9 protein-coding genes are annotated in these 10950 nt (G+C 74.0%); 6 read left to right on the top strand and 3 right to left on the bottom strand.

Annotation, left to right across the window (positions count from 1 at the left end):
- The first annotated feature begins 133 nt into the window (after positions 1-133).
- Positions 134-760, top strand: coding sequence for a precorrin-8X methylmutase (locus tag FMEAI12_RS15685; protein ID WP_112106596.1), 627 nt, complete (start codon positions 134-136; stop codon positions 758-760).
- An 8-nt stretch (positions 761-768) separates the two neighbouring features.
- Complete coding sequence (locus tag FMEAI12_RS15690; protein WP_112106597.1) at positions 769-2037, top strand: cobalt-precorrin-5B (C(1))-methyltransferase; 1269 nt, start codon at positions 769-771, stop codon at positions 2035-2037.
- Positions 2038-2134: 97 nt separating this feature from the next.
- Here FMEAI12_RS15690 and FMEAI12_RS15695 read toward each other — a convergent pair whose 3' ends face one another.
- The gene (locus FMEAI12_RS15695) at positions 2135-2488 is read right to left on the bottom strand and encodes a DUF6011 domain-containing protein (RefSeq protein WP_112106598.1); all 354 of its coding nucleotides are present in this window, start codon (positions 2486-2488) and stop codon (positions 2135-2137) included.
- A gap of 452 nt (positions 2489-2940) precedes the next feature.
- On the opposite strand from FMEAI12_RS15695, the gene FMEAI12_RS15700 reads away from it, so the two are divergent.
- Positions 2941-4080, top strand: a complete 1140-nt coding sequence (locus FMEAI12_RS15700; RefSeq protein WP_112106599.1) for a phosphotransferase enzyme family protein — start codon at positions 2941-2943, stop codon at positions 4078-4080.
- 506 nt (positions 4081-4586) lie between these two features.
- Positions 4587-5924, top strand: a complete 1338-nt coding sequence (locus FMEAI12_RS15705; RefSeq protein ID WP_112106600.1) for an ATP-dependent 6-phosphofructokinase — start codon at positions 4587-4589, stop codon at positions 5922-5924.
- Positions 5925-5957: 33 nt separating this feature from the next.
- Here the strand turns inward: FMEAI12_RS15705 and FMEAI12_RS15710 are convergent, their stop codons facing one another.
- A complete protein-coding gene (locus FMEAI12_RS15710; protein ID WP_112106601.1) occupies positions 5958-7868 on the bottom strand; it encodes an alkaline phosphatase D family protein in 1911 nt (636 codons plus the stop codon).
- Positions 7869-8105: 237 nt separating this feature from the next.
- On the opposite strand from FMEAI12_RS15710, the gene FMEAI12_RS15715 reads away from it, so the two are divergent.
- Positions 8106-9008 (top strand): proline dehydrogenase, encoded by a 903-nt coding sequence (locus tag FMEAI12_RS15715; protein ID WP_235014041.1) that lies wholly within the window; start codon positions 8106-8108, stop codon positions 9006-9008.
- Positions 9009-9163: 155 nt separating this feature from the next.
- Here FMEAI12_RS15715 and FMEAI12_RS15720 read toward each other — a convergent pair whose 3' ends face one another.
- A complete protein-coding gene (locus tag FMEAI12_RS15720) occupies positions 9164-9520 on the bottom strand; it encodes a hypothetical protein (RefSeq protein WP_112106603.1) in 357 nt (118 codons plus the stop codon).
- A gap of 342 nt (positions 9521-9862) precedes the next feature.
- Here FMEAI12_RS15720 and FMEAI12_RS15725 point away from each other — a divergent pair, with 342 nt between their 5' ends.
- Positions 9863-10909 carry a TerB family tellurite resistance protein gene (locus FMEAI12_RS15725; protein ID WP_112106604.1) on the top strand — a complete coding sequence of 349 codons (1047 nt, stop codon included), beginning with the start codon at positions 9863-9865 and terminating at the stop codon, positions 10907-10909.
- Positions 10910-10950 lie beyond the last annotated feature (41 nt).

Below are 10950 nucleotides of genomic sequence, written 5' to 3' on the forward strand. Positions count from 1 at the left end.
GGGACACCGCGACGATACGGCGCCGCACCGACAGAACCGTCGCGCAGGCCGCCGCCGGGTCGGATGCGCACGGCGACCTGCCCACATATGCTCCGCGGGTGCTCGCCCGCCTGATCGGCCTGATCGCCGCCCGATGACCGGCTACCTGCGCGACGCCGACGAGATCTACCGCCTGTCGTTCGCGACGATCCGGGCCGAGGCGGACCTGACCGGCCTGCCCGCCGGCCTCGCCCACGTCGTCGTACGCATGATCCACTCCTGCGGGATGGTCGATCTCGTCCGTGACATCGCGTTCTCTCCCGGGGTGGCCGCCGCGGCGCGGGCCGCACTCGTCGGCGGTGCGCCGGTGCTCTGCGACACGGCGATGGTCGCCGCCGGGGTGATCCGCCGCCGGCTGCCCGCGGACAACCCCGTCATCTGCACGCTCTCGGACCCGCGGGTCCCGGAGCTCGCCCGGCACTCGGGAACCACCCGCACCGCCGCCGCGGTGGAGCTGTGGCGCGGCCGCCTCGACGGCGCGGTGGTCGTCGTCGGCAACGCCCCGACCGCGCTGTTCCGCCTGCTCGAACTGGTCGAGGACGGAGCCGGCCGGCCGGCCGCCGTCGTCGGGGTGCCGGTCGGTTTCGTCGGGGCGGCGGAGTCCAAGCAGGCCCTGGCCGCCCACCCGAGCGGGCTCGAGCACCTCGTGGTGCGCGGCCGGCGCGGCGGCAGCGCGATGGCCGCGGCGGCCGTGAACGCCCTCGCCCGCGACGCGGACTGACCGGACCGGTGGAGACGGAACCGGCCCCTGATCCGGTACCGGGGGCGGAAGGCGCGCCCACGCCCGCATCCGCGCCGGGACTGGAATCGCGAGGTGCGTCCGCGCCGGGGACCGCCGGCGAGCGGTCGGGCCGGCGGTCCGGCGCCGACCGCGGCACGCTGAGGTACGGCTGGACCACCGGCGCCTGCGCGACGGCGGCGGCGACGGCCGCCTATACCGCCCTGCTGACCGGCGAGTTCCCCGATCCGGTGACCATCACCCTGCCTGGCGGGGCCCGGCCCGCGTTCGCGCTGGCCCGTGAGTGGCTCGGGCCCGACTCGGCCACCGCGGCCGTGATCAAGGACGCTGGGGACGACCCCGACGTCACGCACGGCGCCGTCGTGACGGCGTCCATCCGCCGCGGATCGCCGGGAACCGGCGTGGTGTTCCGCGCCGGTGTGGGAGTGGGCACGGTGACCAGGCCGGGCCTACCGCTGGCGGTGGGGGAGCCGGCGATCAACCCGGTTCCGCGCCGGATGATGCGCGCCGCCGTCGCCGAAGTCGCCGCGGCACACGGCGACGGCCCCGCGCACACCGCCGGAACCACGGCCAGGGCCAGTACCGCCGCCGTCGTCGACGTCGAGATCGAGATCGGTGTGGACGGCGGAGCGGAGCTGGCGACCCGAACCTGGAACCCGCGGCTGGGAATCCTCGGGGGGCTGTCGATTCTCGGCACCACCGGAATAGTCGTCCCCTATTCCTGCTCCGCGTGGATAGACAGCATTCGCCGTGGCATCGACGTTGCCCGTGCGGCCGGGCACCGGCATGTGGCCGCGTGCACCGGCAGCACCTCGGAGCAGGTCGCCCGCGACCGGTACGGGCTTCCCGACGAAGCCCTGCTCGACATGGGTGACTTCGCCGGCGCCGTGCTCAAGTACCTGCGGCGTCATCCGATCCCGCGACTGACGGTCGTCGGCGGGGTCGGCAAGCTGGCGAAACTCGCCGCCGGACACCTCGACCTGCACTCCGGCCGCTCGCAGGTCGACCTCGCCGGCCTCGCCGCGCTCGCCCGCTCCGCCGGAGCGGGCGCGGATCTTCAGGCCGCGATCCTCGGAGCCAACACCGCTCTCGGTGCGCTGCGGATCTGTGCCGACGCGGGGATAGCTCTCGGTGATCTCATCGCCGCCGGCGCGCGTAGGACCGCCTGCGAGGTCCTGCGCGAGGCGCCGGTGACGGTCGACGCCCTCGTCATCGACCGGGTCGGAGTGGTGGTGGGGTATTCGGACGGGACCTGCTGACCGGGGGCCGAAACCAGATTGACCGGCACCGAAACCAGATTGCTGCCCGCGGCGGATTCCGCCGGAATTCGCCGCGGGCGGATGGCTGGACCGTCGGCTATGCGGCGACGAGGTGAACGGCGGCCGCGTGATGGCACGGCTTTCCGTGCAGCCCCGCGACGCAGGTGCAGTGCCCGGTGACGGCGGTTCGATAGGTGGCGCCGCGATGGCCGACGGTGAGCCAGACCCGGCGACCGCGCAGTGGGGTGAGGCCGCCGAGTTCGAGCAGCTCGAGAGCATCCTCGAGCTGCCGGTCGGAGTAGCCGGTGAGGGTCGGCGCGGTGTGGCGGATGTGGCGCGTGCACCCGGGCCCGAGCCCCACGGCGACGCTGAGCGGGCTGGTGAGCGCGCGGCCGCAACGCAGGCACGGGGTGGGCGTGGCCACGGGGGTGGGGGTGATGGGAACGGTCATGTCGGCTCCCCTCGAAGTGCGTATCCCAATGATATCTTCCGGCGCCGCGCTCGGTGGGAATTCCCGGAATCGTCCACCATGATTTCCTGGCCCGCGCCGGCCGTGCGTCCCGCTCGTTGGAAGAAGGTCGGCCGGGGGAACGGGGGAACCGAGAATGCGGTCGGGTGGAGTTATTTCTGTGTCGTATGAGTGATTGTCGGGCCGCGTCGAGCCCGCCGCGTGAATCCCGGGGCGCGAGGTCGCCCCCGACAATCGCCGGCGGCGCCGGGAGCGGATGGGCCTGGGCCGGGCGTCCGGAGCTCTGCCCCGCGCGGGCAGAATCCCCCGAGTGGTGCCGCATCCGCGAAGGCCGGCCCTGCTGTGACGCGCGCCGGGCGGGGCGGGTATCTCGAGCGGACCACGGTCGGACAGCGGGCCACTGACGGACCTGGGTGGTGAGGGGGACGGACACGGTGGGTACCGGCGAACCCGGCGGCGGGGCCGGCGTGGTCACTGGAGAGCTGCTTGAGCTCGCCGGGGTGCTTACCGACGTCCTGGCCGCGTACGACCTGGGGCCGGCCCCGGTGCCGGTCCTGGTCAACATCTCCGAGAACATGACGTACCGGATCGACGACGTCGCCGGGAACCGTCGCTGGGCGCTGCGGCTGCACAGGCCGGGCTACCACGATGCCGCGGAGATCGTCGCCGAGCTGGCCTGGGTGGCGGCGCTTCGGGCCGAGGGAGTGGTCGCCACGCCACCCGTGGTGGCGAACCGGTTCGGATCTGTGGTGACCACGGTCCGGTCGGGGGATGCGATCCGGCACGCGGTGCTGTTCGAGTGGGTCGACGGGGTCTCGCCCGAGCTCGGTGACACCGCCGGGCTGATCTCCTCGTTCGGTCTCCTCGGGGACATCGCCGGCCGGATGCACGACCACGCCGCCCGCTGGTCGCGGCCCGCCGGGTTCAGCCGTTTCGCCTGGTCCTGGCACGCGACGCTCGGGCCGGGGGCGCGCTGGGGGAGCTGGCGCGCCGGGGTGGCGGCGGTGCTGCCCGGCGAGGCGGAGCGCGTGGTCACGATGCTCGAACCGGCCGCGGCGGAGGTGGAGCGTGGGCTCGCCGCCTATGGCCGTGGGTCGGACCGCTTCGGGCTGATCCACGCGGACATGCGCCTGGCCAACCTGCTCGTGGCCCGGCCGGCCATGCCCCGAGCCCCTGGCCTGGTTGGCGAGATCCCGGCCGCCGACCGTGCGGCCGCCGGGCGGTCCGGTGCGGTGATCCACGTGATCGACTTCGACGACTGCGGCTTCGGCTGGTACCTCTACGACCTCGCCGCGGCGCTGTCGTTCATCGAGCACAGCCCTGCCCTGCCGGCGCTGGTCGCGGCCTGGCTGGAGGCCTACCGAGCCCACCGCCCGCTCGGGCCAGCGGACCTCGCGGTCGTGCCGACGCTCGTTCTGCTGCGCCGGCTGCTGCTCGTCGCCTGGCTGGGTACCCACCCGCACTCCGACGCCGTCCCCGATGCCGCCGCGTACGCCCGGGACACCGCCGCGCTCGCCGACCGCTACCTCGCCCGCACCCTGCTGCCGGACCTCGCGCACCACTCCCGTCCGTAGCTCCGTTCGTTGCAGCGCGGCGGGTGGGTGAGTCCTGGGTGTCACCGGGCCGCCGCGGTTGTCCAGCGGGGGCTGTCGGGGGGCGTCGCGTCCCGGGGCGACGGGAATGGATGGTGGTGGGAAGGAATGGATGGTGGTGGGAAGGCAGTGGGCTGGTGCGGCCGGGGCCGGCCGGGAGCGCCGTCGGCCGGGCTCTGGCGGGGAACACCGCGGGGCGTCGGCGGGACGTCGGTGGGATTTCGGTCCTCGTCCCGTGGGGGGCGGGGGCCTGTCCGGAGGTCGTCCCGGGTATGTCCGCGAGGTGTCGGTTGCGCATCATCCACCTTGCGCGGTGGTGATCGGTTGGTGTCCGCCGCGCGATGACCGGGTTGCCCAGCCGACGTCGCCGGTGGGCGAGTCGTCCGGACCGGTACGCTCGGTCCGAGAAACCGGAAGGGAGCTGGGGCGATCGTGGTCCGATCCAGTCGGGCGTCGGGGGACCGTAGCGGTGTCGGGATCGGGGGGCCGTGAACGAGCCGCTGACCGTTGACGGCGCCGAGTTGGATGTCCGCAAGCTCGGCCCGTGCCGGATCGACTCGCCGCTGCTCCCGTTGCTAGGTGCGCGGCCGACGACCCAGCACTACATCGACGAGGGCGACAAGGTCCTCTTCGACGACACCGTTTCGATGATCTCCGCGCGGAAGGTGCCGCTGGACGAGCTGCCGGGCTTCGAGCCCGCCGGGCCGCGCCGCAAGATCTACTTCGACCCGTCCAAGACCCGGGTGGGGATCGTGACCTGCGGGGGGCTCTGCCCCGGTCTGAACAACGTCATCCGCGGGCTGGTGCTCGAGCTGACCAACCACTACGGCGTGAACCGGATCTTCGGATTCCGGCACGGCTACCAGGGTTTCATCGCCAAGTACGGGCACAGCGTCGTCGACCTCACCCCGGAGTGGGTGGCGAACATCGACGAGGACGGCGGCACGATCCTCGGCACCTCCCGCGGCCAACAGGACCCGGCAGAGATCGTCGACTGCCTTTCCCGGATGAACATCAACATCCTGTTCGTGATCGGCGGTGACGGCACGCTGCGCGGTGCGCGGGCGATCGCCGGCATCGTCGCCGAGCGCGGGGAGAAGATCGCGGTCGTCGGCATCCCGAAGACGATCGACAACGACATCCCCTACATCGACCAGAGCTTCGGGTTCCAGACCGCGTTCGCGAAGGCCGCCGAGTCGATCCGCGCCGCGTACGCCGAGGCGACCTCGGCTCCCGGCGGGGTGGGCATTGTCCGGCTGATGGGCCGCCACTCCGGCTTCATCGCCTGTTACGCGGTGCTGGCCAAGAGCGACGCGGACATCGTGCTCATCCCGGAGCTGCCCTTCACCCTGGAGGGGGAGCGGGGCCTGCTCGCCTACATCCGTCAGCGGGTCGAGAAGCGGGGTCATGCCGTCGTCGTCGTGGCGGAGGGCGCCGGGCAGGACCTGGTCGCCGGCCTGCCCGAGTCGTCCGACGCCTCGGGGAACCGCAAGCTCTACGACATCGGCCCGGAGCTCTCCCGGCGGATCACCGAGGATTTCGCCGCCCGCGGTGCCGAGCTCAACCTGAAGTACATCGACCCGAGCTACCACATCCGCAGCGTGGCGGCGAACCCGTACGACAACGTCTACACGATCCGGCTGGCGCACGCGGCGGTCCACGCCGCGATGTCCGGGCGCACGGAGATGGTCGTCGGGCGCTGGCGCCGCCGGTTCATCCACATCCCGATCGCGCTCGCCGTCAGCCAGCGCAACCAGGTCGACCCGGCCGGTGACCTGTGGATGTCGGTCCTGGAGGCCACCGGCCAGCCCTACCGCTTCGGCTGACCGGCGTCGGCCGCGTCCCGCGGCGGCCGACGGTCAGCTGAGCGTCGCGCGCATGACCTCGTCCAGGCCGCCCGGTTCGCCGTCCGGCTCGGTCTTCTCCAGGAGCATGGTCGCGTGCCGGCCGTCGAGCACGAGGGTGGCCAGCTGGCTGTCGAACCACGGCCCGTGGGTGACCTTCCACCGCACGGGCTGCCCCCGCATGCCGAGCAGGCGGGCGACCCGGCTGGAGACGGCGGCGAGCGGGCGGCGCCGGGAGAGCGCGTCGATCCGACGGATACCGGGGCCGAGTGGGTTGCGGAACGGCGAGCACACCGCCTGCCACACCGCCGACTCGCCACCGGCGGCGCTGATGGCGCTGCCGGTGGCGGTGGCGGTCGTGCCGGCACGGCTTGCGGTGAGGTGCGTACCGGCGGCCGGGTCGGCCGGTGCCCGACTCGCCGCGACCGGATCGCGGGCGGGTTCCGCCCTGGCCAGATAGGCGTGGTGGACGTCCCCGGACAGCACGACGACGCTCGCGGGAGCCGGGCCGTGCTCACCGGTCGAGACCTGGCCGAGCAGCTGGGTCATCCGGATGAAGGAGTGGCTGAACGCGGCCCAGTGCTCGAGGTCGAGCGCCTGCCGCAGGCGTTCCGCCCCGGCGGCCGCGACCCGTCCGAAGCGGCCGGAGGCCAGCCGCTCGCTCACCGCCTCGACGTTGTGGATCGTCGGGGTGAGCAGGTACGGCACGGACGTCCCGAGCAGGAGGTGATCGACTTCGCCGGTGTGCCGGGTCTGGTCCCGGATCCAGGACCAGTCGGCGTCGTGCACCATGGCGCGGGTCCCGTCGGGGGCGACGACGCGGGCGAAGCGGGAGTCGATGACGATCAACCGGGTGCGGCCGAGGTCCCACCGGTAGCTCCAGCGCGGCGGCGTCGGGGGGCGCTCGCCGGCCAGGTCACCGGTGTCGTGGCCGGCGCCGGCGTGGTCACCGACCGCGGTGCTGGTGTCGTGGTCCTGGTCGGACGCGAGTGCTCCGAGGTCCGGCATCCGGTCGACCCGCCGGGCGAAGGTGCGCAGCAGGTTCTCGCCGTCCTCGCCGCCGGAGGCAAGCGCCGTGACCGCGGTGAACACCGGGTCGTCGGCGAGCGTCCGCGGATCCAGGTTGCCCAGGTGCTGGTACAGCCAGTACGCCATGATCCCGCTGGTGATCCGGGTGTCCCACCAGGATTGCGACCGGATCTCGGCGCGCCAGGCGGCAGAGATGTTCCAGTCGTCGCGGACGTCGTGGTCGTCGGCGATCATCGCGGTCGGGACGGTCGAGAGCAGCCAACGGATCTCCCGCTGTGACCAGGCCTCCTGGTACAGCCAGGCGTACTCCGTGAAATCCGCGATCTCCTCGCCGGGCGGCACCGTGACGTCACGGTGGGCCCGGACGCGGGCCGCGGTCGCCGGCGACACGTGGTCCGCGTAGACCTGGTCGCCGAGGAGCAGCAGCGCGTCGGGCCAGGTGTCCGGCGGGGTCTCGGCCATGCGCAGGGCGAGGGCGTGCAGCGCGTCGGTGCCCAGGCCACGCGGGTCCTCGCCGGGGGACAGCGTGTACGGCTTCTCCTGCGGCGCGGTCACCCGGCACGAGCCGAACACCAGCCGGACGGGACGGTCGCCACCCACCGGCCGCAGCAGGCTGGGCGGGCTGCCCTCCTCGGGCCAGACGCACACCGCCTGGTCGGGCGATGGCACGCCCGCCGCAGTGAGCCAGACCTCGTACGGGTAGGCCGTGCCCGGCTCGAGGCCGTCGACCACGACCAGCGCGTAGTGGTGCCCGGCGACGGCGAAGGTCGGCGCCGCCGCGCGTGGCCCGAGCCCGGACCGGATCTCGACGGTGCAGGGCTCGTCGGTCTCCACCCACACGGACACGTGGCGGTCGCCGGCATACCGGTGCATGGGTCCGAGGAGGAGGCTGGTCATGAGTCCTACTCTCTCCGTGCCCCGTGGGAGGCGCCCAACGGGGGGTGGCCCGCCGCGGTGGTGGGTGACCGGCCGCGGCGAACTGGATCACCGCTGGCGGAATCCTGGTCGCCGGCCGCGGTAATCCGGATGGCCGTTCGGTTGGACAGCGGCCGGCGGTTACGTGAGGCTTCTATCTGTGTCCATACAGTCACGATCGTGGGTGGTTGCCGGCGCTCGTCCGCATCGGAGCCGGCCGTGATCCGCCCCGGGACGCAGCGCCGGGCGGAGCGGCCGCCGGTCGCTGGGCGGGCCCGTGAGCTGGCCGGACGGGTTCCTGCGGCCAGGGCGCTCGTCGACCGCCTCGACCGTGCGGGAGCCGGTCCGGTGGACGCGCTCGCGCGGGCCGCGCAGGTCGCGGACGCCCGGGTGCTGGCGAGCATCGACCGGGTCGGGCCCATCGCGACAGACGCCGAGGCGGCGGGCGCCACGACCGCCTCCTACCTGACCCTGCTCGACCTCGCCGACCGCGCCGGGATCGCCGACGATCTCGACATCAGTCTGCGGCTCGCCGCGGTCGGCCAGGCCGTCCCCCGCGACGGTGCCAAGATCGCCCACGGGAACGCCGCCGAGATCTGCGCCCGCGCCCGCGAGGTCGGCGCCACCGTCACTCTGGACATCTTCCCCCTGGACGCCGCCGAACCGGCCGCCGTCGACGCGATGCTGGTGACCCTGTCGGAGCTGCGCCGGGACGTCCCGGCGACCGGTGCCGTGCTGCGGACAGGCCTGGCCCGCACCGTGGCGGACTGCCGGGACCTCGCCCGTCCGGGCTGCCGGGTCCGGCTGTGTCCGGGGCCCGCGCGGGCCAGGCAGTCGGCGCCCGGCGCGCGCCGGGCGCGGCTCGACCGGCGCGGTGCGTTCGCCAGTTCCCTGGGTGTCCTCATGGCCGGACCGGGCTATCCCATGGTCGCCACAGACGATCCGGGGCTGATCGCGCTCACCGCCCGGCTGGCCATGCATGTCGGTCGCCGCCGCGACAGCTTCGAGTTCCAGGCCCTGACGGGCACGCTCGGCCGCGAGCACCGGCGGCTGGCCGCCGAGGGCTACCGGACCAGGGTGTACGTCGGGTACGGCCCGCTCCGGCCGGCCCGCGCGCGGTAGGTCCGCGGGCGGGCCGGCCGGAGCGGGCGACGGACACGGAGCCGGCGGGCACGGGACAGAGCGGAGTCGTTCGGCTCGTGCCGTCACCGCCGGACGGGGAGTCACTGCCGGACGGGGAGTCACTGCCGGACGGGGAGTCACTGCCGGACGGGGAGTCACTGCCGGACCGGGACGGTCTCCCCGTCGGTCCGGGTGCCCGGGTGGAGCAGGGCCTCAGGGATCCGCAGGTCGGCGGGGGCCGAGCCGGAGCCGCGACACGCCCGGCAGCGGCGGCGGTAGGTCGTCCGGCCGCTGCCGTAGAAGGCCCGCCCCTCACCACGGCACTCCGGGCAGGTGCCGTCGCCCATTCCCAGCCGGCGGCCGGGCGCGAGGCGGACGGCGAACCACGCGGCGCCGACGGCGATCAGAACCACCAGGGCATAGCTCCACGCGGCGCCGCCCGCGCCACCGACGAGGGCGAAACCCACCCCCGCCGTGACGACGAGGACCGCCGCAGCGATAACCGTGCGCATGTCGCACCGCCCTTCCAAGGCCGCACAGGGTGAGATGAGCGGACGGCGGCTCGGCTACTGCCGCTCTCGGGTCGAAAGCGGGGCCGGGAGGCAGATTTCGTCCGTGCTCCCTGCATGCCCGACATGCGCCGGGCTACACCAACGGCGGCGAATTGATGCGCCGAGGCGCGACCCGGCCCGGACCCGTCTTCGGTCCGTTTCGGTGACGGTCGGACCACATCCGTGACCGAGTGGCTGCGGCGGCCCGTGCCGGCGGACCACCCGTCTGGGGGATGATGTCTCCCGCGGCCTGTCCACGCGGGCACCCGCGCTCCTCATCCTGGCCCCGGGAGGTTCACCGCGATGTCCTCGCCCGCCTCGATACGGCTCGAGACCCGCCTGCTCGTCCGGGTGGGCGGCAGCGTCCTGCTCGCCCGCCCGCCGGACGACACCTGGCACGTGCTGCCGGGCGGTCCGGTGGAGCCCGAGGAGCACACCGAGCAGGCGCTGGCCCGCCACGTCGCCGGCCTCGGTGACCTGGGGTCCCTCGGCGCCGCCCCCGCCCGCCGGCCGGCCGGGCGCCTTGGCGGCCCGTCCGCGACGCGGCCGCCCGGCTGGCGCTTCGTCGGCGCGGCCGAGCACGCCGAGCACGCCGGGGGAGACCTGGGTAGCGCCGCCGGCCTCGGGCAGGCCCACACCCTGACGATCCTGTTCGCCGCCGAGTGGCCGGCCGGAGTACCGGTCCCGCCCGGTTGGCAGGGGTACGACCTGGCCCCCGTCGAGGCCGGTCTGCTCCTCACCACGCGGATCCGCCCGCTGCCGGTGGGCGCGGCGGTACGTAGGTGGGCCATGGACGAATGGCCCGTATGGCGGGGCATCGCGCCGGGCGCCGGCGAGGTCGGGCGCCTCGGGCGCCGCCTTTCCGTCGCGTCCCTGCGGGCGCAGCTCGCGGCCCGGCGGGAGGAGCTTCGCGGCAATGCCTTCCGCGACGCCGCGGTCGCGATGTGCGCGCTGGTGACGGCCGCGGACGGCCGGGTCGACCCGGCGGAACGCGAAGGGCTGCGCGCGTTCGTGGCCAGCGACCCGGTCATGTCGCACTTCCCGCCGGACGAGCTCGAGGCCCTCTTCGACGCGCACCTGCGGCGCCTCGTCACCGATCCGCAGGCCGGCCGGGCCGCCGCGTTCGCCGAGATCGCGAAGGTCCGCAACCGGCCCACGGAGGCGGCGGCGGTGATCCATCTGGGCGAGGTCATCGGGCGGGTGGACGGTGAGTTCGTCGCCAGCGAACAGGCGGTCGTCCTCGATGCCGTGCAGGTGCTCAGGCTGGACCCCGCCGACCTGCGGATCCCTGAGGCCCTGCTCCACCCGGGCACCCGGACCGACGGGGAGACCGTCCCGGTCCGGCAGTGACTCCCCGTCCGGCAGTGACTCCCCGTCCGGCAGTGACTCCC

The organism is Parafrankia sp. Ea1.12 (genome assembly GCF_900465275.1).
GTDB classification, from domain to species: domain Bacteria; phylum Actinomycetota; class Actinomycetes; order Frankiales; family Frankiaceae; genus Parafrankia; species Parafrankia soli.

Coding starts and splice junctions, on each gene's coding strand:
- FMEAI12_RS15685 (WP_112106596.1), top strand. CDS start 134: ATGACCGGCTACCTGCGCGACGCCGACGAGATCTACCGCCTGTCGTTC.
- FMEAI12_RS15695 (WP_112106598.1), bottom strand. CDS start 2,488: ATGACCGTTCCCATCACCCCCACCCCCGTGGCCACGCCCACCCCGTGC.
- FMEAI12_RS15710 (WP_112106601.1), bottom strand. CDS start 7,868: ATGACCAGCCTCCTCCTCGGACCCATGCACCGGTATGCCGGCGACCGC.
- FMEAI12_RS15720 (WP_112106603.1), bottom strand. CDS start 9,520: ATGCGCACGGTTATCGCTGCGGCGGTCCTCGTCGTCACGGCGGGGGTG.
- FMEAI12_RS15725 (WP_112106604.1), top strand. CDS start 9,863: ATGTCCTCGCCCGCCTCGATACGGCTCGAGACCCGCCTGCTCGTCCGG.